24 protein-coding genes are annotated in these 25336 nt (G+C 36.7%); 15 read left to right on the top strand and 9 right to left on the bottom strand.

Annotation, left to right across the window (positions count from 1 at the left end):
- Nucleotides 1-401 precede the first annotated feature (401 nt).
- The 3 genes from G7Y56_RS02300 to G7Y56_RS02290 are packed head-to-tail and all read right to left on the bottom strand — an operon-like array spanning nt 402 to nt 2325.
- The gene (locus G7Y56_RS02300; protein ID WP_165040697.1) at nt 402-761 is read right to left on the bottom strand and encodes a GntR family transcriptional regulator; all 360 of its coding nucleotides are present in this window, start codon (nt 759-761) and stop codon (nt 402-404) included.
- Nucleotides 762-776: 15 nt separating this feature from the next.
- Nucleotides 777-1505 carry a hypothetical protein gene (locus tag G7Y56_RS02295; RefSeq protein ID WP_165040695.1) on the bottom strand — a complete coding sequence of 243 codons (729 nt, stop codon included), beginning with the start codon at nt 1503-1505 and terminating at the stop codon, nt 777-779.
- Entirely contained in the window at nt 1498-2325 is an 828-nt protein-coding gene (locus tag G7Y56_RS02290; RefSeq protein ID WP_165040693.1) for an ATP-binding cassette domain-containing protein, read from the bottom strand. The genes G7Y56_RS02295 and G7Y56_RS02290 overlap by 8 nt, the downstream gene beginning before the upstream one ends.
- Nucleotides 2326-2500: 175 nt before the next feature.
- Between G7Y56_RS02290 and G7Y56_RS02285 the strand changes: the two genes are divergently transcribed.
- Together G7Y56_RS02285 and G7Y56_RS02280 are read left to right on the top strand one after the other, a co-directional pair.
- A complete protein-coding gene (locus G7Y56_RS02285) occupies nt 2501-3400 on the top strand; it encodes a helix-turn-helix transcriptional regulator (RefSeq protein ID WP_165020700.1) in 900 nt (299 codons plus the stop codon).
- Between the two features lie 399 nt (nt 3401-3799).
- Entirely contained in the window at nt 3800-4102 is a 303-nt protein-coding gene (locus G7Y56_RS02280) for a hypothetical protein (RefSeq protein WP_165020699.1), read from the top strand.
- A gap of 72 nt (nt 4103-4174) precedes the next feature.
- On the opposite strand, the gene G7Y56_RS02275 is transcribed toward G7Y56_RS02280, so the two are convergent.
- A complete protein-coding gene (locus tag G7Y56_RS02275) occupies nt 4175-5089 on the bottom strand; it encodes a dimethylarginine dimethylaminohydrolase family protein (RefSeq protein WP_165040691.1) in 915 nt (304 codons plus the stop codon).
- 129 nt (nt 5090-5218) lie between these two features.
- On the opposite strand from G7Y56_RS02275, the gene G7Y56_RS02270 reads away from it, so the two are divergent.
- Nucleotides 5219-7024: an alpha-L-fucosidase gene (locus G7Y56_RS02270; protein ID WP_165040689.1), complete on the top strand. Its 1806-nt coding sequence runs from the start codon at nt 5219-5221 to the stop codon at nt 7022-7024.
- 71 nt (nt 7025-7095) lie between these two features.
- Here the strand turns inward: G7Y56_RS02270 and G7Y56_RS02265 are convergent, their stop codons facing one another.
- Together G7Y56_RS02265 and G7Y56_RS02260 are read right to left on the bottom strand one after the other, a co-directional pair.
- Complete coding sequence (locus G7Y56_RS02265; RefSeq protein WP_165040687.1) at nt 7096-7491, bottom strand: hypothetical protein; 396 nt, start codon at nt 7489-7491, stop codon at nt 7096-7098.
- On the bottom strand, nt 7488-8042 hold the full coding sequence (locus G7Y56_RS02260; RefSeq protein ID WP_165040685.1) for an RNA polymerase sigma factor: 555 nt from the start codon (nt 8040-8042) through the stop codon (nt 7488-7490). The genes G7Y56_RS02265 and G7Y56_RS02260 overlap by 4 nt, the downstream gene beginning before the upstream one ends.
- A 155-nt stretch (nt 8043-8197) precedes the next feature.
- On the opposite strand from G7Y56_RS02260, the gene G7Y56_RS02255 reads away from it, so the two are divergent.
- From G7Y56_RS02255 to G7Y56_RS02230, 6 genes are all read left to right on the top strand, one after another.
- On the top strand, nt 8198-8581 hold the full coding sequence (locus tag G7Y56_RS02255; protein WP_165020694.1) for a DUF6249 domain-containing protein: 384 nt from the start codon (nt 8198-8200) through the stop codon (nt 8579-8581).
- A 2-nt stretch (nt 8582-8583) separates the two neighbouring features.
- The gene (locus G7Y56_RS02250; RefSeq protein ID WP_165020693.1) at nt 8584-8934 is read left to right on the top strand and encodes a hypothetical protein; all 351 of its coding nucleotides are present in this window, start codon (nt 8584-8586) and stop codon (nt 8932-8934) included.
- A gap of 238 nt (nt 8935-9172) precedes the next feature.
- Nucleotides 9173-11656, top strand: a complete 2484-nt coding sequence (locus G7Y56_RS02245) for a TonB-dependent receptor domain-containing protein (RefSeq protein WP_165040683.1) — start codon at nt 9173-9175, stop codon at nt 11654-11656.
- A 164-nt stretch (nt 11657-11820) separates the two neighbouring features.
- Entirely contained in the window at nt 11821-14097 is a 2277-nt protein-coding gene (locus G7Y56_RS02240) for a GH92 family glycosyl hydrolase (protein ID WP_165040681.1), read from the top strand.
- A 76-nt stretch (nt 14098-14173) separates the two neighbouring features.
- On the top strand, nt 14174-14716 hold the full coding sequence (locus tag G7Y56_RS02235) for a hypothetical protein (protein WP_165040679.1): 543 nt from the start codon (nt 14174-14176) through the stop codon (nt 14714-14716).
- A gap of 75 nt (nt 14717-14791) precedes the next feature.
- Nucleotides 14792-15691: a DMT family transporter gene (locus G7Y56_RS02230; protein WP_165020689.1), complete on the top strand. Its 900-nt coding sequence runs from the start codon at nt 14792-14794 to the stop codon at nt 15689-15691.
- A 54-nt stretch (nt 15692-15745) separates the two neighbouring features.
- On the opposite strand, the gene G7Y56_RS02225 is transcribed toward G7Y56_RS02230, so the two are convergent.
- From G7Y56_RS02225 to G7Y56_RS02215, 3 genes are all read right to left on the bottom strand, one after another.
- Nucleotides 15746-16399: a YceI family protein gene (locus G7Y56_RS02225; RefSeq protein WP_165040677.1), complete on the bottom strand. Its 654-nt coding sequence runs from the start codon at nt 16397-16399 to the stop codon at nt 15746-15748.
- Nucleotides 16400-16546: 147 nt separating this feature from the next.
- Nucleotides 16547-17065: a DUF2867 domain-containing protein gene (locus G7Y56_RS02220; RefSeq protein WP_165040674.1), complete on the bottom strand. Its 519-nt coding sequence runs from the start codon at nt 17063-17065 to the stop codon at nt 16547-16549.
- A 25-nt stretch (nt 17066-17090) separates the two neighbouring features.
- A complete protein-coding gene (locus G7Y56_RS02215) occupies nt 17091-17960 on the bottom strand; it encodes a cation diffusion facilitator family transporter (protein ID WP_165020686.1) in 870 nt (289 codons plus the stop codon).
- Nucleotides 17961-18199: 239 nt separating this feature from the next.
- Here G7Y56_RS02215 and G7Y56_RS02210 point away from each other — a divergent pair, with 239 nt between their 5' ends.
- The 6 genes from G7Y56_RS02210 to G7Y56_RS02185 all read left to right on the top strand — a co-directional run bounded on the left by G7Y56_RS02210 (nt 18200) and on the right by G7Y56_RS02185 (nt 25290).
- Nucleotides 18200-19633 (top strand): alpha-L-fucosidase, encoded by a 1434-nt coding sequence (locus G7Y56_RS02210; RefSeq protein WP_165040672.1) that lies wholly within the window; start codon nt 18200-18202, stop codon nt 19631-19633.
- 183 nt (nt 19634-19816) lie between these two features.
- Entirely contained in the window at nt 19817-20026 is a 210-nt protein-coding gene (locus G7Y56_RS18825) for a 4Fe-4S dicluster domain-containing protein (protein WP_165040670.1), read from the top strand.
- A gap of 174 nt (nt 20027-20200) precedes the next feature.
- Nucleotides 20201-20617 (top strand): hypothetical protein, encoded by a 417-nt coding sequence (locus tag G7Y56_RS02200; RefSeq protein ID WP_255498613.1) that lies wholly within the window; start codon nt 20201-20203, stop codon nt 20615-20617.
- A gap of 22 nt (nt 20618-20639) precedes the next feature.
- On the top strand, nt 20640-21209 hold the full coding sequence (locus G7Y56_RS02195) for an RNA polymerase sigma factor (protein WP_165040668.1): 570 nt from the start codon (nt 20640-20642) through the stop codon (nt 21207-21209).
- 200 nt (nt 21210-21409) lie between these two features.
- On the top strand, nt 21410-23692 hold the full coding sequence (locus G7Y56_RS02190; protein WP_165040666.1) for a TonB-dependent receptor: 2283 nt from the start codon (nt 21410-21412) through the stop codon (nt 23690-23692).
- Nucleotides 23693-23895: 203 nt separating this feature from the next.
- Nucleotides 23896-25290, top strand: coding sequence for an alpha-L-fucosidase (locus G7Y56_RS02185; RefSeq protein WP_165040664.1), 1395 nt, complete (start codon nt 23896-23898; stop codon nt 25288-25290).
- The last annotated feature ends 46 nt before the right edge of the window (nt 25291-25336 follow it).

Raw genomic sequence — 25336 nt, 5'->3', positions numbered from 1 at the left:
TTACAAGAAAACAGCTTAAGTAAGCTATTTTCCCTTTTTCAATCTGCCCCCCTAAAAAACGGGTAGTTGAAAAAGGAAAAATGCGATAACTTTTAACAATATTAATAGGAATTAATCATAGAATTCAGAATAGCTGAAAAACAGATACTAATCATAATTCATATACATTGCTTATATCGAATTCACGTCAAATAATAAACAAACCCTGTCTCTTTCATTAGAGACAGGGTTTGTTTTAATAGTGTTTGTACGAATGGAGATACATATATCTCCTTTATTTATCCGAATTATGTACCGGATGCGATGGAATTAATTGCCTGATAGACCATCACAGCGAAAAAGACTACAATAACTGCGATCATAACTATTAATATTTTATTTGCATATTTTTTCATAACACTCTATTTTTTAGATTTTTCATAACGATCTACCACTTCTTCAATCGTAATACCCAACAGGTTCATTGCCTGAAAAGTTTCAGGAAGAGTCTCGTCAAAAAACTCTTTCTTTTGAAGTTTTGATATTTGCTTCCGGGCATCCACAGAGACAAAATATCCCATACCACGTTTCGGATAAATAACCTCTTCGCTTTGCATATACTCGAAAGCACGCATAGCTGTATTAGGATTTACCTGCAACATCCCACCCAATTCGCGTACCGAAGGGATGCGCTCATCCTCTACCCACTCACTAGTTAGTATTTTCTGAAAACAGAATTCTACTATCTGCATATATATAGGTTTACTTGCTTTGAAATCCATAATTTTCTTTTTTTGTTAAATTTCGGTTTCTCTCAGTTTGAAAAAAGATATAACCCACATACCGATAGGAAGCACCACACCCGACATAATGTCCCATTTGTCCGATACTCCAAGACTAAATTTATATTTTAGCATACCATGTTCTGGGCCATATAGGGCTACTACACTACCAAATACAATTGCCAGAACTAAAGAAAAAAGAATCAGAGCCAGACAGACTTTGGCAAATGCATAACGTCGGAAATAAAAATAGCCTAAGAAAAATATCGATTGTACTACTAACACTTTATGTATCCTGTACCATGATATTTCAGATCCGAGGTCTAAATCTTTTGCATGAGCATTCAATGCTTCAATGGGAAGAATGGAAGATATGCCCGACAATATGAACAAGATAGAAATACATAAGAAAGGAATCAAGAAAGCATACTTCAAAAATAAACTTAAGAATTTTTCGAAAGTAGATGCAGGAAGCATAAAATCAAAAATAGAATTATTCTTACTAATATTTTTCCCTAACAAACAGGGGGCAAATATTATTACAAACATATAGAGAATAGGTATCAAATCGCCCAAACTGGCAGAGTCCGTTGCAACAAAAAGCACAGTAGATATAATATAAATTGCTACCGAAGCAGCTATCAGATAAAGATATTGCATTCTGTCAGCAACAATATTCCGTTTCTCCAGGTTTATAAATCTTTTTATATTAAATATGGCATCCATAGTTTCAAAATTAAACATTAAACAATCCTTTTATTCTATCTTTATTATTCACTACCGCATTAAACAATGCTTCTATGTTGAGAGTGCTCTCTTCTCTATCAGCATTAACCTGAACTGATAAATAACCCTGTATAGATTGTTCGCAATAAAGAGCATCGATTGGTTTTACAGCACTGTGAGTGAAAAGAAGTTTCTGAGTAATTTCTTCTACCGAATTATTCAATAATACCTGATTACGATCAAGAATAATAATAGGATCGATTAAACTTTCCAAGTCGCGAACCTGATGGGTTGAAATAACAATGCATCTTTCTTCATCGTAAGCCGAAGCTACAACCTTTCTAAATTGGCTTTTAGAAGGAATATCCAATCCGTTTGTCGGTTCATCAAGCAATGTGATTGGTGTATTAATAGCCATTGCATAAGATATCAATGTCTTTTTCTTCTGTCCGAACGACAGTTCCGACATCTTCCGATCATTCTCTACCTGAAACTCACTCAGGCATGTATCGAATTGCTCCTGACTGAAATTAGGATAGAAAGCCGAATTATATTTTACGAACTCATTAATACTAATTGCAGGGGCTTGAAATTCCTCCGGCAAGAAAAACATTTTTGATAGCATATCCGGATTTCGATAGACCGATTTATGTCCGAACACCTCACAACTCCCCTCTTTGGGAAATCGCAAACCACTAATAATGTGCAACAAAGTAGTCTTACCTACTCCATTCTCACCCAATAAGCCATATATCCCACCCTTCAATTGCAATGAGACATTATCGAAAATAGGACGCGTCTTCTTATAATAAAAACTAAGATTATTTATTTGTATCATATCCTAACGATTTAGTGTATTACATAACTAGAACACTGCAAATATATAACAATATTTTAATATTCCAAAAAAAAATTCTATATTTACACATACACAATTTAGAGTAAGAGAATTTATTTTTAAATTTACGGCTGAATTCAAGACTTTCAGATTAATAGAGAATTAATTCGACACAATGGCAGGAGTATTATATGCACACGAGCATACAAGTTGTTACAACTACGATAAACCAGAAAAGCCAATAATTCAAGGCTTTACAATAAATAAAGGACAAGGATGGAACTTCTTTTCAGAAGACAGCAAAATCATCCTTATCACAAAAGGGCAACTTTGCCTTTCTTTTGGAGATTTTTCTGATAGAATAATCTCTAAAGGCGAATTTCTGCATTTACCTTCGGGCTATCAATTTACATCTAAAGCTAAGGAGAGTACAACCCTGCTGATTTTAAAACTTACTTCGCTTACAAAGCTTTGCGACTGTTTTGCCACAGAAAATCTCCTATTAGAAAAAGATAAAGATGCCGACTTCAAACATGATTTAACATTCCTAACCATGAACGAAGTTGCATGGAACTACACTCAGGGCCTTGAATTCTACATGAGAGACGGTTTAAAATGTGTCTTTTTGCTTAATGCGAAAATTAAGGAATTCTTTTACATACTGCGAGGTTACTATACTAAGAAAGATCTTTTGGATTTTTTCTATCTACACTTAACGAATGATATCAGTTTTTCCGATTTCATTCATCAAAATCATCATAAAGCAAAAACAGCACAAGAACTAGCAGACTTGTCGCACTATAGCCTATCGGGATTTCAAAAACGATTCAAAAGAGTTTTTGGCATTTCGGTCTATAACTGGATGCTTGAACAACGAGCCAGAAACATTCTACATGAAATAAACGGTAGTGCCAAGTCTTTCAAAGAGATAAGCAACGAATATGAATTCTCATCCCCATCACATTTTAATAACTTTTGCAAAACCCACTTTAGAGCAACTCCCGGAGAAATACGTGACAGTGGCAAGATAGAAACATTCCTCATCCATACAGAAAAGAAAGAAAGGTCGAAATAGTATATATTCTGGCTGATATCTGTAATTCACATAAAGTTAAAACCACGTATATTTGCATAGTCTTTTTAAATAAATAAAAAGAGTGTGCTGAGTAATAAAATTGAATCCTGTCGTGAGATTTGGATTACAATTAACTCTATTGTGTAGTTTTGTAAAGTTTGTGTTAAGGTTGGGAGTCTACGAAGGGATTTTGTGGACTTCCTCATTTTTTTTATCGCTACCACATCTCTTGACTGATAAATACAATCTCAATTAATCACTATTATCTTCGGAATAAATTAGATAAGATAAATTACTAATTATTTATAAACTTTTGCTTCTATGAGATTGTTAAATTGATAATTGAAGTATATTTGAAACAACAAGTAGAAAATGTTTAACTTACAAAATAGAGAAGTTATGAAGGGATTTTTAGTGGGATTGGCTGTTGGCGCACTAGGTGTATACGCAGCATTGAAGTTAGTAGACGAAGAAAAAAGAGAAGAACTGTACGAGAAAGCACACAAAGCAGCAGATAAGGCTAAAATAGAACTAGATCACGGTTTGGTTATTGGTAAAAGCAAGGCTTTACGTGCAGGCGTTATTGCCAGACAAGAAGTACGAAAAGGCAAGAAAAAAATCAATCAGGTAGCAGGCGATGTGGCCGGTAAACTAGCTGACGAATTAACAGAATTTGAAGCAAAGGCTAAAGCCAACGCTTAAGCATATACATAAAAAAAGAAAGGCTAAGACTATATTCGTCTTGGCCTTTTTTATGCTATAGCATTTAAATACTCATTCTCTTATTAAGGGTAAAGTAGAACAACGTAATAACCCTCCCATCTTCGATATTTCATAATAAGGAATGCTTTCTACTGTTATCCCCCATTCATTAATCATAAACTGATTCAGTCTGCTAAATCGCTCTTCACTTACTACTACAGATGGCGATATAGAAAATATGTTGGTATTCATATAATACATTTCTTCCTGTGTTACTTCAAAGACATTCCCTTTGCCAAAGAACTCAATTAAATAATTATAATCATTCGGGTTACGAAATCCATCTTTGTAGATTATTGCTTTGCCATTTCCTACCGGCATAAAGGTACAGTCGAGATGTAGAATTCCTTTACGAGGATCTGTATCATTTTTTTCCAATTCAAGAGGTACAAATGTTTTATTAGGAAATAATTCTTTCATAAAATCTATTGCATAGGCATTTGTCCGTGCTGTTTTGAAGTTTGGATAATCATCCGCTGTATATGTACCTACAAATACAACATCATTATATAAAACAACATCACCACCCTCTACGTGCGCTTTCTCCGGCAAATTATATATCTTATTAAAAGCAATCTTACTATAAATAGGAGCATAAGCCTCCTGCTCATCCGCTCGCTCGGGTATTATATTCGATGTTATTATTTTATCGTCTATCACAAAAGCAACATCCCGGGCATATACCTGATTACAATTAGGTAAAATAAGCGGACGAAATACTTTTACCTCATATTTCAGTAAAACCTGCTCAAAAGCACTCATTTCAGCAACAATATCCTCTTCACGAGGATAAGTATTATTTTTAACCGATTCATACGATTTAGCATCATAAGTCTCGTTTACGGCCGGATCTTTTCCGATAGAATACGGTTGACCTAATACAACAGTTTTCAATCGTGCTGTCTCATTCTGTATATTCAGATTCATATCTTTTTGTTATTTGAGTCTAAAGATAATGCATTTAAGTACAAAAATAGTAACAATCAACCAAGTCTTATTTTATACTTTAGTAACATTTTTCTATCTTTGAAAATATTTTAATAATTAAATCTTATCATGAAGAAGAACCTATTTACAATTATTTCTGTACTACTCCTATCATCATTTATGGTACAGGGTCAAAATCAGAAAGTAGAACCGACATGGGAGTCTATAAAAGAACGTGGATATCCTCAATGGTTTGGCGATGCAAAACTTGGAATCTTCATCCATTGGGGGCTATATTCAGTTCCTTCGTGGACTAAAAAGGAAGGCTATTCCGAGTGGGCCTACAAAGGCTGGCGTGACGGAGGATCTCAAGCTGTAAACTTTGCAAAGAGTGTATATGGTCCTGATTTTAAATATGAAGATTTTAGAAGCCTATTCAAAGCCGAAATCTTCAATCCACAAGAATGGGCAGAGCTCTTTAAACGCTCAGGAGCAAAATATGTAATACTGACATCGAAGCATCACGACGGATATGCCTTATGGGGTAGTAAATATTCTCCGGGATGGAATTCGGTAGAAACAGGCCCTAAACGCGATATAGTAGGAGAACTGACTACTGCCGTAGAAAATGAGGGACTAAAGATGGGATTATATTACTCACTACCTGAATGGTCTAATCCATTGCATTACTGGGAAATAGACCCTAACGATTCTATAGCTCGTTATGTTGATCAACATATGATACCTCAATTCAAAGAAGTAATAGGTAAATATAAACCTTCCGTAATATTTACCGATGGAGAGTGGTGGAATAGTGCAGAGCAATGGCATGCCCGTGAGCTTATCGCATGGTACTACAACTTAGTAGGCAAAGACGCTATCGTCAACGACAGATGGGGATCTGGTGCCGATTATGGCTTCAAAACTCCCGAATACAGTGCAGGTATTACAATGACAGACCGCCCTTGGGCAGAGGTTAGAGGACTTGGACGTTCTTTTGGACTAAATAGAAATGAACCTTTAGAGAATTACCTAACAGAAGAAGACCTTATTCATCATTTTGCTTCGTTGGTAGCCAATGGTGGTGGCTTAACGATAAACGTAGGCCCTGCGGGTGACGGACAAATACCATTATTGCAACAGGAAAGACTAGTACAACTTGGCGAATGGCTCAATGTTAACGGCGAAGCTATTTATGGTACACATGCTTATAAGAAACATATCGAAGAAAAGCCTATAACCATTAATCGAATTGACTCTACTATCAACTTCAATTGGGTACGTAATTCTCCCGATCCGCGAATCCGTGTTGATAATTTCACAGGAGAATGGACTGGATATATTGCCCCTAATTATAGCGAGGAGTATACTTTTACAGCTAAGGCAGACGATGGTGTGCGTGTTTGGATAGACAATAAGCTGATTATAGATCAATGGAAGAAACAAGATCAGACATCAGATGGATTTGTTCAAGGTGCTCAAACTACACAAACCCATAAGAACAGTATCAAACTGAAAAAAGGCGTAAAATATCCTATTAAAGTAGAATATTTCGAAGATGTTCAAAATGCTTCTATTGTAGTTAACTGGTCTTCTAAATCTCAACAAGAAGAAGTTATTCCACATACCGCTCTTTATACTGATAACACGCCAAATTCACCTCATGGGTTGAATGCGACATACGGTTCATTGAAAAACTATATTGCCTATACTCAAAAAGAAAATAATATTTATGCTATCCTACTGGAGTGGCAAGACGATAAATGTGTATTGAATATAGATAAACCCGCAGATAACTCTATTGTTACACTGCTTGGTCGCGAAGGTAATTTACCATGGACTTATCAGAACGGACAAATGATAATAGATGTGAGTCCTATCAAATTTACAGAGATTCCTTGCCGCGCGGCTTGGACTTTGAAAATAGCACAATAAGAAATACTAAAAAAAGCCCCTGAATAAATATTTATTCAGGGGCTTTTTTTAGTAGTGATATGTAAGTATTTTCATTGATGTTTATGTTCTTTATTCCACAAATGTTTGCGGATAAGAGTATCACCGATCAGTAAAGCAAGAGCAATACAAGATACTGATATAATGGACGAGCTAAAATTCAAAGATGAGAATCCAAAGTTCAAGTCGCTTTTCAACATTTGCAGATCGCTATTGGGTGACCACCCTAAGATATAAAAAATAAGTGCCGGAATACCGAATATCCCTACAACTCCTGCAACAACACTTAGGAACATTACGATTTTGGCACGAACCGATCGCTCACTTTTTTGTTTCTCTGCAACCATTTGTATCTGCTGCATAAGGCGACCCTCAAAGTCGATTGAGGGGTCGGTAGGATTTATTTCATGAAATAAACTCCTTAGTCTATCACTTTCATGCTTCTTCATTGTTGTATGAGTTTATTTATTTCAAAGTTCATAATTTTTCTTGTTCTGTGCAACTTTACTTTCACGTTTGCAATACTGTGACCTGTTATCTGGCTAATATCCTGTATGCTATGATTATTCAGATAAAACATTGTAATCATCAAGGCATCTTCGGGCGATAACCGACCTAACACTGTATCAAGACACTGCATACGCTCCTCATGGCTTATTTCGTCTATCGATTCGGTAATATCTTCATCTTTTATATTTTCAGAATGATCTTCGAAAGCTACAAAATCATGTTTACGCTTGCGTAACTGCGATATTGTTGTGTTATAAGCGATACGATAGAGCCATGTACCAAACTCAGATTCTTCGCGGAATTTATCCAATGATTGAAAAACCTTTATAAAAACCTCCTGAGTAATATCTTCCGCATCAGACTTATTAATAACAATTTTGCCGACAATAGTAAATACCATTCTCTGATAACGGCGTACTATATGCACGAATGCATTAGTATTACCGTCCTTTACTTGGCGAACAATATATATATCATCGAAATCTGCCATAACCGTATGACGCACTATGGTGGTAAAGGTTACAAATGTAGAATAAAAAGATTATAGAAAAATATTTTTGATATTATTGTAACCTTCTCAAAAGTAGTGCGTCAAAATGAGCAAACGAAACAACGAGAATGTTTAACTTTTAATATTATAAATTTATGAATGATTTAGCTCCTATTTTAGTTGTCGGTATTATAGCATTTGCTATCTATCGTCTTTTTGAATTGTTTGTTCGTCGTGGCGAACGCATGGCAATAATAGACAAATTAACGGAAGGTCTTGATATGAAAGCCCTAAGTAATCAATTGAATTTGCCTATACTTGAAAAAGGCTCTGGTTCGTGGGCTATTAAAATTGGTATGTTACTTTTAGGAATAGGTTTCGGAGTTGTTGTTGCAGTTATAGTAGATATGTCTACCGAAGGCATACGGGTTACAGATAATGCAATACATGCCTTTTATCCGGCTTGTGCTGCTGTATTTGGCGGACTGGGATTAGTCATTGCCTATTTTGTAGAAAGAAAAGGCAGCAAAAAAGATTAATTATGAAAGGGATTATAGGGATATCAATTACTGTCGTGCTTATTACTCTGTTAGCCATCGGTTGGTTTTATATGAGGCAAACGGGTTCCTTTACGGACAGAAATCCCGATAAAATAAACCTTTGCCGTAAAAGCAGCAGTGAAATAATTATTTCGTGGAAAGATCCAGATTTGAAAATAAATAGATTTCGCGCATCGCGAAATGAAGACGATACAGTACATGTTTCCATTGGATTTGTTAGAAATGAAAGCGATGATAATAGTGTCACAGTGAGTATCGATACCCTCAAAGATCGGTATATAGAGTTACATGGCGCAGTATACACAATCAGCGAGATACCTGTTTGCAGATGAATAAGCATTGATTACACAAGTTCAGTTTAGTTAAAAATAGTGATTTTTTAAAAGGGTACTAATAGGATTATTAGATACCCTTTTGTTATTAACAATTACTTTGATCGGTGATATCATTAAAAAACAACGTGATTATTAATTGTTAAAAATAAGAAAACAAGACTCATTATTTACAATAAAATGATAACATTAGCGCTTTGTTAAAAATATCTATAAAAAACACTACATCCTTAAACCTATGAGAATACGCTTCTTATTACTTCTGTTGTTGGCATTTGCAGCAACTACTATCTCTGGTCAGGTAAAACCTGATGCGAATGTCACCATCAAAGGTCAACTGGTAGACTCCCTAACAAATGAGACAATACCCTATGCAACATTAAAAATTGTAGAGAAAGGCAATCCAACAAACGTTGTAACGGCTCTGCCCTCCGACGAGAATGGAAATTTCAAATTCTCTATGACTAAGAAAGGAGAATATCTTATGGTTATTCAGTTCATAGGAAAAACAGAAATAACAAAACCGATTACGATTGATGATCAGAAACTGTTAGATCTGGGTAAAATACAGATGGCTGACGATTCTCATGTTTTATCCGAAATAGTCGTTTCAGCACAGCGCCCATTGGTAAAAGTCGATTTTGATAAGATAACATATAACCTCGAAGGCGACCCCGAATCGAAGACGAACAATGTACTGGAAATGCTAAAGAAAGTACCGATGGTTACTGTTGACGGCGAAGATAATATACAGGTAAAGGGATCGTCAAGTTTCATTATATACATGAATGGTAAACCATCGAATATGATTACCAGCAACCCGAAAGATGTATTGAGAAGCATGCCTGCAAATACAATCAAAGATATTGAAGTGATAACCGAACCCGGAGCTAAATATGATGCGGAAGGGGTAGCCGGAATTATTAATATAATCACTCATAAGCAATCTTCTTTGGGTGGATATACAGCAACACTCAATGCCGGAGCAAACAGTCAGGACGGGTTTAATACCGGTGCATATCTGTCGTTGAAATATGGTAAGATCGGGTTTACGGGCAATTACAATATATACACTTACAATAACCCCAGAGGTGCTCAGACATCATTCAAAAACTTCTACTATGATGATGCGGAAAAGTACACTCTCGAAAACGGAAGTGGTAAAAACAAAGGTAACGGACAATATGGATCAGGTGAATTTAGCTTCGAAATGGACACACTCAACCTTATCAATGTCGGTTTCAGTAGATATGGAGGAAAGAACACTTCTCTTAGCGATCTGATTACTGAACTACAGGATGTCAACTACAATTCCATTTATAAATACGAACGCGATGGTGAATCAAGAAACACGTATGGAAGTACCGACCTTAATGCTGATTACCAACGAACCTTTCATAAAAAAGATCAGTTATTGACTTTTTCTTACCGCTTTAGCACCTCGCCGGTAGATAGCAAATCGAATAATATAGTCGATATTATTAGCGGAACACCTCCGGGATATGCAGTAACTAACAGACAGTTTTCGGACGCCTACATGAGGGAACATACTTTTCAAACAGACTTTACTGCACCCTTTGGGAAAATACATACTCTCGAAGCCGGGGTTAAATACATTATCCGCCTGAATAACAGTAATAGTGGGCAATCTAATATGGATGATGCCGGCAATTGGATACAAATAGATTCTTATAATGATGAATTCAGACATCGTAACGACATACTCGCCGCCTATAGTAGTTACAGTGCAAAAATAAAGAAATGGGGATTTAAAACAGGGCTACGTTTCGAAGCAACCAAGTTGGATGTGGAATTTCCAATAAAAACAGAAATGAATTTCAAAACTGAACATAATGATCTTGTACCTTCGGCAACCGTAACGTACCAGTTGAAACCAACGCAGAATATTCGTTTTGGCTACAACATGCGCATTTCGCGTCCGGGCATCCGACAACTAAATCCTTACCGAAACACATCTAATCCGAATTTCATACAATACGGTAATCCTGATCTGGATGTAGTGAAAAGCCATTCTATTAGTTCGAACTATATGTTTTTCAATCCCAAGTTGAATATCAACCTGAATGCTTCTTATAATTTTGAAAACAATTCTATTGAGACTGTTAACAGAATAAATAATGGAATCAGCGAGTCTACTTATGAAAATATAGGTGAAAATAAAAACCTTAGAATGTCTGTCTATACAAATTGGACACCTAGCATGAAACTACGAATCAATAGCAATATATGGGGTGGATATACCGACATCAAAGCCAATAATGGATCAGGCTTAGCCAATAGCGGATTCGATGCCGGCGTTTACGGCGGAGCTCAGTATACTCTACCTTGGACATTGAAAGCAGGAGTCAATGCCGGTTACTTTGGCGCAAGAGTGAATCTACAAGGGAAATATTCCGCATTTAATTTTCATAGTTTAAGCCTTATGAAAAGTTTTATGTCTGACAAGCTGACATTTAATTTATATGCACAAAATCCGTTTAACGATTCTTTCAAGTTCGAGAACATTATCGATACAAGAGAATTCCATTTCGAATCACAAAATACAATATACCGCAGACAATTCGGCATTAGAATTTCATTCCGTTTTGGAGAAATGAAAGCTCAAATTAAGAAAACAAAACGCGGTATTACAAACGATGATGTTATGTCAGGAGGTAGTGATCAAGGTGGTGGACAAGGAAGCGGAGGACAAGGGCAATAAAGTTATTATTCCATAAATACAAAATGATAGTAATACCTCACATATCTAAAATGCTGTGAGGTATTTTTCGTTATACTATTATTTTGTATGTACATACTTAATTAAATGCGATAAATTTACTAACTTCGAGACTTTAATATAATAATAAAACCAATTTCTAAACCATGAAAAAACAGCTTATTTTCGCTGCATTTATTACATCGGCATGTCTTATATCGTGCGGTGATAAAAAACAGCAACCCGCTCCCATTAGTAATGCAAATTTAGTTCAATACGTAGATCCCTATATAGGTTCGGGGGAGCATGGACATGTATTTGTAGGTGCAAACGTTCCATTTGGAGCTGTACAGGTTGGCCCAAACAATATTTTTAAAGGTTGGGACTGGTGCTCAGGTTATCATTATTCGGATAGTATAGTTATAGGTTTCTCGCACACACACCTTAGTGGCACAGGTTGTGCTGATCTGGGCGATATACAAGTAATGCCATATACGGGTGAAATACGCACAAAAAGAGGCGAACAAAACAATATAGAAGGAGCATATTCTTCGTATTATAAACACGAAAATGAATCCGTTAGACCGGGTTTTTATTCTTTACTAATGGACAATGGTGTCAAAGCTGAATTAACAGCCAGCGAACGCGTCGGTTTCCACAAATATACTTTTCCTAAAACAGAAGATGCTTCACGCATTATGATTAACCTGAAAGAAGGTAATGATGACAAAGCAATCGACACATACATCAAGCTGGTAGACGAATATACAGTTGAAGGATACCGGATTTCTACGGGATGGACACCTCATCAAGAAGTTTACTTCACAATGAAAAGTAACCAGCCGATCAGTAAAATAGCTGTCTTTGACGACGATGCCCCGAAAGATGGTAATGAATTGAGGACAAAAGGTGTAAAAGGAGTCCTATCCTTCGACAAACCATTGGACGAAATAATGCTAAAAGTCGGTATTTCATCTGTCAGTTGTGCAAATGCATTAGAAAATTTAAATGCAGAAATAGCCGATTGGGACTTCAACAAAATAATATCTGATGCTGAAGCTAAATGGAATAAAGAGTTGGCAAAAGTATCAGTAGAAACAAATGATGAATCTGCCAAGAAAGTTTTCTATACGGCAATGTACCATGCTTTTATCGCTCCCAATTTATACGAAGATGTAAATGGCGAATTTCGAGGTATCGATAAGAAAGTATATAACACGAATGGTAAATTCAAGAACTATTCTACCCTATCGTTATGGGATACATATCGTACTGCTCATCAATTATACACGATTCTACAGCCAGAGCGTGTAGATGATTTCGTAAACTCAATGCTAAGCATATACGACCAACAAGGCAAATTACCCATCTGGCCACTTGCCGGAGGCGAAACAAATCAAATGCCCGGTTATAGTGCCGTACCTGTAATAGCAGATGCATACCTGAAAGGATTCACGGGATTTGATGCAGAACGTGCTTTTTCTGCTATGAAATCGTCTGCTACAAACCCGAATCAGAAAGCAATCCCTTACCTTCTTGAACGTGGTTACATTCCTTGCGACAAAGAACACGAAGCAACATCTATCGCCATGGAATATGCCGTAGACGATTGGGGCATTGCTGCTATGGCTAAGAAAATGGGTAAAACAGAGGATTACGAACATTTTCTGAAACGTTCGATGTATTACAAAACTTATTTCGACCCTGCAATAGGATTTATCCGACCTAAAATGGCTGACGGCACATGGCGTACACCTTACAGTCCAATCAAATCGGTACATGGTGTAGGCGATTTCTGCGAGGGTAACGGATGGCAATACACGTTTTTCGCACCGCACGACCCTGAAGGATTAATTGGATTATTCGGGGGCGATGATCAATTTGTTGCAAAGCTCGATAGTCTATTCATTACCGAAGGAGACTTAGGAGCTGATGCTTCGCCCGATATCTCGGGACTGATCGGACAATATGCGCATGGTAATGAGCCTAGCCATCATGTTGCATATCTTTATAGCTTTGCCGGACAACAGTGGAGAACTGCAGAGAAAGTGCGCTATATTATGGATCATTTCTACACCGACAAACATGATGGAATAATAGGTAATGAAGATTGCGGACAGATGTCGTCATGGTATGTTATGTCTTCTTTCGGATTCTATCCTGTCAACCCTTCGAATGGTGTATATGTATTTGGCAGCCCTTTATTCGACAAGGCAACCATATCATTGCCCGAAGGAAAAACATTTGCAATAGAGGCGATCAATAATAGTAAAGAGAATATATACATACAATCAGTAGAACTCAACGGACAAAAGTATGATAAAGGTTATATCCTACATCAGGATATCGCAAAAGGTGGAACACTGAAATATTATATGGGAAAAGAGCCCAATAAGAATTTTGCTTCGTCACCCGATAATCGTCCTAAATCATTTATGAACTAAATAAATCATTTATAAACCACTTATGCCTAACAATTACTCGGTATAAGTGGTTTTTATACATTTCTGAAATATGCACATGAAAAAACATTATCCTTTAATATTAATTGCAACAATTAGTATCTTACTAGTATCTTGCTCTCAAAAAGATGAATCTCCGACAATTAGCTATATTCAATCTACTGACGGGACGGTAAATGATATTGATATCAAGATTGAGAAAATAGAAGAAATAAAAAAAATTACTGTAGCGGATAGTCTTACTTTCTATGCACACGAAATTGAAAGACAAAAAAATCTTGCTGATGAAAAAATAAAGCTATTGGAAATACTATTGCAACGATATAATGATGGGCTGATAAAGGAACATAATGATCCGACACGAATAGCATATTACAACCGTAAAATAGCACAAAAAACGAATGAAATAAATAACTACGAAAAGGAAAAATCATCATGGGTAAATCCTTATGAGAGTATGCAACCAGATGAAGTACTAGCATTACTTGTTAAATGTACCTATAAGAAAACATTTGCCTCAAATGGTAAAACAATCGAATATACGGAATATTTCAGACTGTCGCCCGATAAACTGAAATGTTATGGAAGGACTAGTATATAAGGATAAAAGAATCTTTAGCTAACATCCAAAATTTCATCCTATATACTATCTTTACATCCGATTTAGAATATAGAAATGAAGCAAGCATTCATCAAACTGCATTTATCGATCCTCATTGCTGGATTTACCGGTATATTCGGAAAATTGATAACCCTCAACGAAGGATTATTGGTTTGGTATCGAATGCTAATAACAGCTATTCTACTTTTCTTTATGCTGTGGATAAGTAAGAAACTGCAACGCGTCCCGCTTAAAGATATGCTTCGTATCGGAGGCGTAGGATTATTGCTTGGTTTGCATTGGGTATTCTTTTATGCCAGTATCAAAGCTTCGAATGTATCGATTGGTGTAGTCTGTTTCTCCATTGCGGGATTCTTTACCGCAATATTCGAACCGATTATCAATCGCCATCGGATCTCATTTAAAGAACTACTTTTTAGCATTGTAGCCCTTTTTGGTATTTTTCTCATCTTCCATTTCGATACACGCTATCGTACAGGAATCATTCTGGGCACTGTATCGTCCGCATTAGCAGCATTATTTGTTATAACGAATAAGAAAGTGAGCATAACATACAATTGGGGTACAACATTATTCTACGAAATAGTAGGCGGATTTGCCTGCTTAAGCCTGTTACTACCAATTTACCTGCATTTCTTTCCGGTAGGTTCTTTCGTGCCGAGCAAATTAAACATAATATACTTATTACTTTTCAGCCTTGTATGTACTATTGGCTTATATATGCTGCAAATACAAGCACTCAAACACATATCTGCTTTCACACTCAATCTTAGTTACAATCTCGAGCCGATATACAGCATTATCTTAGCCATGATTATTTTCGGAGAAGCAAAAGACCTCGATCCTGCATTCTATATCGGATTAGGACTCATTATACTATCTGTTATATTACAGATGTGGAGTGTTATGCGTCAACGAAAAAAGAGTCTACAAAAAGAATTTATGCTGGAATAAAAAAGGCACAAACCCCAGTTGGGATTTGCGCCTTCATATTTATTCAGTTACTTATTATTGAGCTGCTTTAGCTACAATAGTTAGTTGTATTTCCATATCATCGCTGATTGCTTTATCTTTCAAATCGGCAAAAATACTTTTCGAACCATAATTAACACCCCATTGGGTACGATTGATAGAGAATGGTTGAGATACCGCTTTATATACATCACCATCTTTTGTTATCAACGCATTGAATGAGATGTTTTTCTCAATACCTTTCAATGTAAGATTGCCACTTATACGATGTGTTACAGAATCGTTACTGGTTACAGGCTCTACTGTAGTTATCTCGAATTTTCCTTCCGGATGTTTCTCTACATCGAAGAAATCGGCACTCTTCAAGTGACCTACCAACATTTCTTTTTGTTTAGCATCCGAAAGATCTTCATCAATAATATTATTCATATCTAAAACAAAACTACCCGAAGCTATATTTGTTCCATTAATTGCCAATTCAGCAGATTTAATACCTAAAGTACCGTGGTGGCTGCCACCTACTTTAAAACCTGTCCAATGAATTGAAGATTGAGATAAATCGACTTTAAGGGCTTGCCCTTCAGCAGAAGCTACTGCTTGTGCGTCAGCACCGTCCACTTTATTTTTTGCATTGTTGCTACACGAGGCAGCAAATATTAACGTTAATGCTAATAGATAATACGCTTTCATAAATATATGTACTTTAAATTAGTGTGAAAATTATTTGAAACTCTAATATAAACAGTTAACATACACAAAAAGTTTACCTATTAATGTATAGTTAGTTTCTATTAGCTTATGTGCCTATAATTAACTTAGTGTCTTAATTCCACTAAATTAGAAAAGTTTTTTCATTTGTCGTTTAATCTTGTATAAGATAATTATATAGTGAAAAGGTAGGATTGTATAGAAATACAAGAATCCCAATTTATTATGAAACTGTACGACTGTCGAATATTTAATAGTGCTAAAATTATCCTCATTTTCAATTCTACGAATAGAGAAATACATCGTCAAATGCGTATCAGTTAGGCAAAAAATAGTCTCGTCCTCCGATTTACAAGGGATACTCATCATATCGAAGCTTTCGTCCGAGCGAATACATTCAATAAGCTTGGCTTTAACATCAACCTCCGATTCAGAATGCTTTAGTCCGAAAGGTTTTACCAGCCAATTGCGCAAGCGAAACAACAAACCAATCCATTTAGGTAAATCAGTCCAAAAATCAACCTGTAAATCGTCTGCTGTCAGATTATCACAATGAGGCACTTCGCAATAAAATGATTCTTTATAGGAAGATGGTAGATACTTAAAGATCAGATCATCAGCAACAATACTCGTTCTACTTACTTTCATTGATTTACAGAATATTAAATTGAATTTAAAATGATGGTTCTATATGAATCAATACATCCGCTATTTCAGGCTTTTCTTCAATCAATTCACGTTTCAATTGGTGTGCAATATCATGTCCTTGCTTTACAGTAAGGTTTTTATCGACAATAATATGCAAATCGACATAGTATGTCATACCTGTTTTTCGGATAAAGCATTTCTCCGTATCAAGTACACCGTCTACTGTTTTTGAAAAATTACAAATATCGTCTACCATATCGTCATACATATTCTTATCCATCATCTCACCCCAAGCAGGTTTCAATATCTTATAGCTATTGTATAAAATAACAAACGAGGCAAGTAAAGCTGCCCAATCGTCGGCAGACTCGTATCCATCACCCATTATTAAGGCAAATGATATACCGATGAAAGCTGCAACGGAAGTAATAGCATCGCTACGGTGATGCCAGGCATCTGCCTTGAGAGAGGTGCTATTTGTCGAACGGGCTCTTCGCATCACGATATGATACGATACTTCTTTCCAGATAATGATCGGACCTAAAATAAAAAGTGTAAATGGTTTAGGCAAAGCATGAGGGGTGCGGATATTAGAAATACTTTCGATAAATATGACCGTAGCTGATGCCACAAGAAACCCGACAACAGCGAAGGTTACAATTGCTTCGATACGACCATGCCCATAAGGATGCTCTTTATCGGCAGGTTTGTTCGCATACTTTATGCCAAATAAAACTAAGACGGAGGAAAATATATCGGCTGTAGATTCTATTGCATCTGCAATAAGTGCGTAAGAGTTCCCGAAGTATCCGGCCAGCCACTTAACTAAAGCAAGGCCACTATTACCTATAATACTAAAATAAGTCGCCCTGACCGCAGTCTGTTCTTTGTCCATTGTATTTTACTCTATTAGGAAAGCAATAGTTACAAAGATAAGTTTTGTTATGCTAAATCTGCTTACAAAAGGCACTATTCTTCCCCTAAAATAATTAGTTCCCAGAGATATATTTATTAATAAATAGTTTTAATTAAATAGAATATATACGTCCCTATCCCTTGTTCACGTCAGTATATATCATTATTTTTGCTAATAATTGAATACTGTTTAATATCTACAATAAAAACAAATTACCAGTGAAAAACAAAATTCTATCATTATTCCTTTTGTCAGCATTGGCAATATCAACGGCTTCGGCTCAAACGTATGCGCATGGTCGCTCCTCGACATACACGTGGCCAAAAGACAAACAAGTTCTCGAAAAACTTGATAAATGGCAAGATCAAAAGTTTGGTATGCTTATACACTTTGGTCTGTACTCTCAATTGGGTATAGTTGAATCGTGGTCTATCTGTGCGGAAGAAGAAGATTGGATTCCACGCGATTCGACAATTACGTACGACGATTACAAGCGCCAGTATTGGAATACGATAAATGAGTTCAAACCAGACAAACTCAATCCCTCGGCATGGGCTGCATATGGTAAAAAAGCAGGAATGAATTATGCTGTATTTACAACAAAACATCACGATGGTTTCAACCTGTTCGATACGAAACAATCTGATTTCTCTATTGCCAATGGTGCTTTCCGTAACGATCCACGCAAAAATGTAGCGAAAGAGGTTTTCAACGCTTTCCGCGACCAAGGATATATGATCGGCGCTTATTATTCGAAACCCGATTGGCATTCGCAATATTATTGGTGGGACAGATATGCCACACCTACCCGCAACAACAACTACGACACAGAAAAAAATTCATGGCGTTGGGGTAAATTCAAAGAATTCACATACAACCAAATTGAGGAACTTATGAATGGTGATTATGGTTCTATCGACATTTTATGGTTAGATGGTGGCTGGGTACGACCTGCCCGCGAAAACGACGGACAACGTGCAGGCAAAGCCTACAAAGGAGCACAAGATATAGATATGCCGAAGATTGCTGCTATGGCTCGCCGCCATCAGCCGGGACTGTTGGTAGTAGATCGCACAGTGCCGGGCGAATATGAAAACTATCAAACCCCTGAGCGTGGTATTCCTGAAACTCAACTCGAAAATCCTTGGGAAAGCTGCATCACTCTTGGATGGGATTGGGGATATGTGCCTACCGATCAGTATAAATCTCCGGCTACTGTTGTACACACTTTAGTCGAGATTGTAGCAAAAGGCGGAAGCTTATTACTTGGCATCGGACCTAGACCCGACGGAACGCTACCACAAGCTGTTGAGCAACGCTTAGAAAAAATTGGAGAGTGGACATTGAAAAATGGTGAGGCAATATACAATACACGTATTACACCGGTATATAATGATGGTTCTACATGGTTTACTCAAAGTAAAGATGGCAAAAAAATATATGCTATTACAAATCTAGAAGAGGGTAAACCCTTACCTAAAACTATTGTTTGGAAAGGAAACGAACCGATAAAAGGTAGTAAAGTTATATTCCTTCAAACAGGAAAAACGGTGAGTTGGAAAAAAACAGCTAACGGCATAGAGGTAAATGTTCCGAAAGGCCTGCCTGCAGATCAGCCTGCTCTGGCTTTTTCTTTTGTAACGGAAAAATAAATTGTTATTCTCCTCAACATACTAAAGCCCTTAGCTACTACAGCTAAGGGCTTTATCTTTTCGGGTTGAATTATTTTCCTTCAATAATCAAAATAATTCATTTTCCTTAAAATATTATTTCGAGTCGTTCGTCTTAGATAGTAGAAGATATCTTGAGAGTATAAATAAGATTAGTAAAATTAAATGAGAAACGATGAAAAAACATTATTAAAAATATCGAGCAGAAAATGTACAGGATGCGAATTATGTGCGGCTGTCTGCCCGTCTCAGATACTCAATATGGTATTCTTGGGTAATAAAGAATGCGCAAGGATATCAAAACAAAATAAATGTATAGGTTGCCTTAGTTGCATCGAAATATGCGAGAGTGGAGCAATCAGACTTATAAATTAATAGATTATGGAAAAGAAAAAAGAAAAGAAAACTATAAACGACATTATGCTTATACCTGTCTTAGCGATTATAGTAACAATATTAATGTGGGGTTGCAATGCACTAATCCCCTTCTTAATAAACTAATAAAGAAATAAAAATCAGTATAGTAATAAATTAGAAATATAGATAATTATGAAAATGACTAAAACAAAAAAATTCCTTGGAGTTTTAATTTTTATCGCAGTTGCGGCATTGGGTATAGCAGTTGCAATGTTATTATGGAATGCCCTTATACCTCAAATAATAGGCTGGACAACAATAAACTATTGGCAAGCTGCAGGATTATTGATTCTTTGTCGCTTATTATTCGGAGGATTTGGTAAATTTGGACATGGTGGTTGTGGAGGGCACAGGAGATTTTTCGGTGGTCATGGTAGAAAACATAGTCACGTATTCGAAAAGATGGAAGGAATGTCTCGTCAAGAACGTAGAGAATACATGAAAGAACATATAAGGAGATTTCATCCTTTTGATGACGATGATAGAAGGTACGATGATGAAAGGAGATATGAAGACGAAAGAAGAGGAGAACAAACACCGGAACAGTAAATTAACTGTTTAATAATCTTATATGACAACAACAAATGCTGAAAGCCTAAATGTTTCAGATATATTCAAAAAATACCGTTCACAGTTAAAAAGCTACATAAACAAGCGTGTGCTGTCGAAAGAGGATGGAGAAGATATATTGCAGAATGTATTTTATCAACTATCGAAAGTGGATATGTTGGGAAATCCTATCGAACAAATATCATCATGGTTATATTCGGTAACGCGCAATCAGATAGTAGACCGTAGCCGTAAGCAAAAAGAGGTTGCAATGCCATATATTAATTCAGGGAGTGACAGCGATTCATTTTTGACCGAAATTACGGAAACACTATTATTCGACAAAGATGCTTCCCCTGAAAATGAGTATTTACGCTCTCTGGTTTGGAAAGAGTTGGAGTTAGCCCTGAATGACCTACCTGTAGAACAACGGGAGATATTCGAACTCACAGAACTGGAAGGCTTCTCTTTTAAAGAAATATCTGCTGTGTCAGGTGTTGCAGTCAACACATTGATATCAAGAAAACGATATGCAGTATTACATTTACGAGAATGCTTACGACATCTATATACTGAATTATTGGAAGGTTAGCGAATACTACTAATATCACTTTACAAAAACGTCTTTTAAGCCTGGCTTTCAAGATGTTTTTCTATTACTACAGAACACCTCTTATACCTATATATGGGTATAAGAGGTGTTTATTTTCATTATATATAGCGACTATATAAATCTATGAATTTATATATCTTTGCGCAGTTTTTTCATACAGCTACTTTAATCTCTAATATATGTCACGTTTTACCTTACTGATACTACTATCATTATTCTCCATTTCCTTATTTAGCCAGCTTTCAATAAACGTAAGTGGCCATGTTGTCGACAACAATAGCGGAGAGCATTTACCCTATGTTACTATCGGAGTGAAGAATACAAATTTAGGGACTGTGAGCGATGAAAGTGGTCATTTCACAATCAAAAACATGAAACCCGGAAAGTATGTTATCGTTGCCCAAACCATGGGTTTCAAGCAAGAAGAACAAGAGGTTCTATTAACACCCGGACATAATGTCGACCTACATTTTCACATGGAAGCATCGGAGACACAACTCGATGATGTGGTAGTCACCGCAAACCGAAATGAAAGCAAACGCCGCGAAGCATCGGTAATAGTCGGTGTTGTCGATCAAAAGCTGATGGAGACTACAAATTCCATCAATCTGGCTCAGGGCTTAAACTTTCAATCAGGATTACGGGTAGAAAATAACTGTCAGAACTGCGGATTTCAACAAGTAAGAATAAATGGACTAGAAGGTCCGTACTCTCAAATACTTATAGACAGCAAACCAATATTCAGTTCTTTAGCCGGAGTTTATGGCATCGAGCAAATCCCGGCAAATATGATCGAGCGTGTCGAAGTTGTGCGTGGAGGAGGTTCTGCTCTGTTCGGTTCAAATGCTATTGGAGGAACGATTAATATTATAACTAAAGAACCTCGCAACAATTCGTTTTCGGTGAGTAATATGTTTTCTCTAATTGACGGCAATTCTCCTGACAACGTATTAACGATGAATACCAGCTTGATAACTGACGATCAGAAAGCAGGGATATACATGTTCGGTATGATTCGCGACCGTAGAGAATGGGATGCCGATGGTGACGGATTCTCAGAATTAGGAAAACTGAATTCACAAACATATGGCTTTCGGAGTTATTACAAACCGACCAGTCTAAGTAAACTGACATTAGAATACCATCGTATTAATGAATACCGACGAGGTGGAGATAGTCTGCAATTGCCACCTCATGAGGTGCAAATAGCTGAAATGGCTGATCACAACATCAATGGGGGTGGAATAAACTACAATATTTTCAGCGACAATTATCTACATAATGTAAATTTGTATACTTCGCTGCAACATACCGGACGAGACACTTATTATGGTGCAAACTACAATCCGAATGCTTACGGAACAACAGATAATATGACTTTGGCATCGGGTGCGCAATACTCTTACCAGATGGCAAAACTATTTTTTATGCCTGCTCAGGTTACTGCCGGATTCGAGTTCAATTACGACAATCTCCATGATGAAATGCTAGGCTATGGGCGCAACCTGAAACAGATAACCCGTATATATGGTGGCTATCTGCAAAATGAATGGAAAAACGATATGTTTACAATCCTATTGGGAGCGCGACTCGATAAGCATAATCTGATTGACAACCCTATTTTCAGTCCACGAATCAATGTTCGCTATGCACCTATCTGGAATTTAAATATGAGAGCAAGTTATGCCGAAGGCTATCGTGCGCCTCAAACATTTGATGAAGATTTGCATATCACAGCTGTAAATGGCGAAGTATCGTTTATCGAGAATGCAAAAAACTTGTCAGCTGAGCACTCGCATAGCTTTAGCCTTAGTGCGGATTATACATTCGATGTTGGCAGTTGGACCTTCAACCTGCTGGCTGACGGCTTCTATACACGCCTGGACGATGTGTTTGTATTGGAAGAAATTGGCACTGATGAAGGTGGCAACATGATAAAAGAACGACGTAATGGTAGCGGTGCAGTAGTAAAAGGCGTAAACCTCGAATTAAAAATAACACCTACTAATTGGGTTCAAATACAATCGGGCTTCACTATCCAGCAAAGCAATTACAGAGAACCCGAACAATGGAGCGAAGACACAAGTGTAGAGCCAACCAAACGAATGCTGCGCACACCGAACGAATATGGATTTTTTGCTGCAAATTTCACTCCGACAAAAAAACTGACAGCATCGATGTCTGGAATATATACAGGCAGGATGTTTGTACCCCACTTCGCAGGATATATACCTAAAAACGAGTTAAAACACACTCCCGATTTTTTCGATTTATCATTGAAGTTAGCCTATGATTTCCCTATAAGCAACAAAATCACATTACAATTATACGGTGGTGTTCAGAATATATTTAATAGTTTCCAAGAAGACTTTGACCGAGGACCGAACCGTGATGCAGGATACATGTATGGCCCGGGACTACCACGCACCTTTTTTATGGGAATAAAGCTCGGACAATTTTGATTTATAAAATAAAGAGGGTGTGTCATTAATAAGTGTACACAGTCTAAGTGTTATTCTCTTTTGTCATACGAGAAATTACTTGTGACACACCCTCTTTTTGTATATTTCACGGGTAAAACTCATTGCTCATCCTTTCATAAAATAAGAATTATATCTATCTTAGTATTATAATTATTTGACGCATTAACCTTAAGAAGTAAAGCATGAAAAAAACCTTTTTACTAACCCTTATTATATTATTAGGGTTTTCCTTATCAGTATCTTCACAGCAAAAATCATTATTGCAATTACAGCAAGATTTTGTAGACCTACGCTTTGGAATGTTTATTCATTTCAATATTCCGACATATATGGCTGATGATTGGGCTGATCCTGATGCTTCGCCTGAGATTTTCAATCCGATAAAACTAGATTGCGGTCAGTGGGCAAAAACAGCAAAAGAAGCTAATATGTCGTACGGCTGCCTCACCACAAAGCATCACAGTGGCTTCTGTATCTGGGATACCAAAACTACTGATTATAGTGTTATGAGTAGTCCCTTCAAACGCGATGTTGTGAAAGAGTATGTAGATGCATTCCAAGCCGAAGGTTTGAATGTAATGCTCTACTATTCCATTTTAGATACACATCACAAATTACGCCCGGGACATATAACACCTAAACATATAGATATGGTGAAAGCTCAATTGACAGAGCTCTTAACTAATTATGGTGAAATTAAGGCGTTAGTTATAGATGGATGGGATGCTCCATGGTCACGAATTTCTTATGATGAAATACCATTCGAAGATATTTACTATCTGGTAAAATCATTACAGCCTAATTGTTTGATTATGGACCTGAATGCAGCAAAGTATCCTACCGAGGCTTTGTTTTATACCGATATCAAATCGTATGAACAAGGTGCAGGACAACATATATCGAAAGAAAGCAATAAGCTACCGGCTCTGTCTTGCTTACCTATCAACGAAAACTGGTTCTGGAAAGAAAGCTTCCCTACTGCACCGGTAAAAGATCCTGCATTCTTAGTAAATGATAATATCATTCCATTCAATAAAGTATTCTGTAATTTCATATTGAATGCAGCACCTAATCGCGACGGACTAATCGACGATAACGCTGTGGCAGCTTTCCGCCAAATAGGTAAACTATGGAAAAACGAAGGTCCTTTAACAAATAAGCTTCCTGTAGCCGAAGCACCCATTATTTCGTCTAATATTGCAAAATTCAAACCATCGAATTCAAGCTGGAGCTCGGATATGCAACTAATGGATTTTGCCAACGATGATAATTTCAGATCGGGATGGGAATCAAATCCACAAATCAAGAAACCGTGGTGGGAAGTTGATTTAGGTAATGAACAGCCAATAAACATGATAACTTTTGTTGAAAAGAATCTAAAGAACGATATTCAAACATATCGCTTAGAATATTTATCGAATGACCAGTGGAAGCTTTTATTCTCAGGTACTAAATCTGACATAATCAAAATCCATCGCTTCGATCGTGTATGGGGTAATAAAGTTCGCATCTCGATAGATGGTTCTAAGGCTGCACCTACCATTGCCGAATTTGGAGTGTATAATGAAAGACGATAACTGACAAAACTCATAAAAGAAGAAGCGACTCGAAATTTACTTTTAA

It is taken from the genome of Dysgonomonas sp. ZJ709, from assembly GCF_011039195.1.
Classification (GTDB): domain Bacteria; phylum Bacteroidota; class Bacteroidia; order Bacteroidales; family Dysgonomonadaceae; genus Dysgonomonas.
Note: the sequence above shows the minus strand (reverse complement) of the source record. Positions and strands in the feature narration are given on the sequence as shown.

What these genes read in the sequence shown, in the direction of transcription:
- G7Y56_RS02300 (WP_165040697.1), bottom strand. Translation starts at nt 761, where the DNA reads ATGGATTTCAAAGCAAGTAAACCTATATATATGCAGATAGTAGAATTC.
- G7Y56_RS02295 (WP_165040695.1), bottom strand. Translation starts at nt 1,505, where the DNA reads ATGTTTAATTTTGAAACTATGGATGCCATATTTAATATAAAAAGATTT.
- G7Y56_RS02290 (WP_165040693.1), bottom strand. Translation starts at nt 2,325, where the DNA reads ATGATACAAATAAATAATCTTAGTTTTTATTATAAGAAGACGCGTCCT.
- G7Y56_RS02285 (WP_165020700.1), top strand. Translation starts at nt 2,501, where the DNA reads ATGGCAGGAGTATTATATGCACACGAGCATACAAGTTGTTACAACTAC.
- G7Y56_RS02280 (WP_165020699.1), top strand. Translation starts at nt 3,800, where the DNA reads ATGAAGGGATTTTTAGTGGGATTGGCTGTTGGCGCACTAGGTGTATAC.
- G7Y56_RS02275 (WP_165040691.1), bottom strand. Translation starts at nt 5,089, where the DNA reads ATGAATCTGAATATACAGAATGAGACAGCACGATTGAAAACTGTTGTA.
- G7Y56_RS02270 (WP_165040689.1), top strand. Translation starts at nt 5,219, where the DNA reads ATGAAGAAGAACCTATTTACAATTATTTCTGTACTACTCCTATCATCA.
- G7Y56_RS02265 (WP_165040687.1), bottom strand. Translation starts at nt 7,491, where the DNA reads ATGAAGAAGCATGAAAGTGATAGACTAAGGAGTTTATTTCATGAAATA.
- G7Y56_RS02260 (WP_165040685.1), bottom strand. Translation starts at nt 8,042, where the DNA reads ATGGCAGATTTCGATGATATATATATTGTTCGCCAAGTAAAGGACGGT.
- G7Y56_RS02255 (WP_165020694.1), top strand. Translation starts at nt 8,198, where the DNA reads ATGAATGATTTAGCTCCTATTTTAGTTGTCGGTATTATAGCATTTGCT.
- G7Y56_RS02250 (WP_165020693.1), top strand. Translation starts at nt 8,584, where the DNA reads ATGAAAGGGATTATAGGGATATCAATTACTGTCGTGCTTATTACTCTG.
- G7Y56_RS02245 (WP_165040683.1), top strand. Translation starts at nt 9,173, where the DNA reads ATGAGAATACGCTTCTTATTACTTCTGTTGTTGGCATTTGCAGCAACT.
- G7Y56_RS02240 (WP_165040681.1), top strand. Translation starts at nt 11,821, where the DNA reads ATGAAAAAACAGCTTATTTTCGCTGCATTTATTACATCGGCATGTCTT.
- G7Y56_RS02235 (WP_165040679.1), top strand. Translation starts at nt 14,174, where the DNA reads ATGAAAAAACATTATCCTTTAATATTAATTGCAACAATTAGTATCTTA.
- G7Y56_RS02230 (WP_165020689.1), top strand. Translation starts at nt 14,792, where the DNA reads ATGAAGCAAGCATTCATCAAACTGCATTTATCGATCCTCATTGCTGGA.
- G7Y56_RS02225 (WP_165040677.1), bottom strand. Translation starts at nt 16,399, where the DNA reads ATGAAAGCGTATTATCTATTAGCATTAACGTTAATATTTGCTGCCTCG.
- G7Y56_RS02220 (WP_165040674.1), bottom strand. Translation starts at nt 17,065, where the DNA reads ATGAAAGTAAGTAGAACGAGTATTGTTGCTGATGATCTGATCTTTAAG.
- G7Y56_RS02215 (WP_165020686.1), bottom strand. Translation starts at nt 17,960, where the DNA reads ATGGACAAAGAACAGACTGCGGTCAGGGCGACTTATTTTAGTATTATA.
- G7Y56_RS18825 (WP_165040670.1), top strand. Translation starts at nt 19,817, where the DNA reads ATGAGAAACGATGAAAAAACATTATTAAAAATATCGAGCAGAAAATGT.
- G7Y56_RS02200 (WP_255498613.1), top strand. Translation starts at nt 20,201, where the DNA reads ATGAAAATGACTAAAACAAAAAAATTCCTTGGAGTTTTAATTTTTATC.
- G7Y56_RS02195 (WP_165040668.1), top strand. Translation starts at nt 20,640, where the DNA reads ATGACAACAACAAATGCTGAAAGCCTAAATGTTTCAGATATATTCAAA.
- G7Y56_RS02190 (WP_165040666.1), top strand. Translation starts at nt 21,410, where the DNA reads ATGTCACGTTTTACCTTACTGATACTACTATCATTATTCTCCATTTCC.
- G7Y56_RS02185 (WP_165040664.1), top strand. Translation starts at nt 23,896, where the DNA reads ATGAAAAAAACCTTTTTACTAACCCTTATTATATTATTAGGGTTTTCC.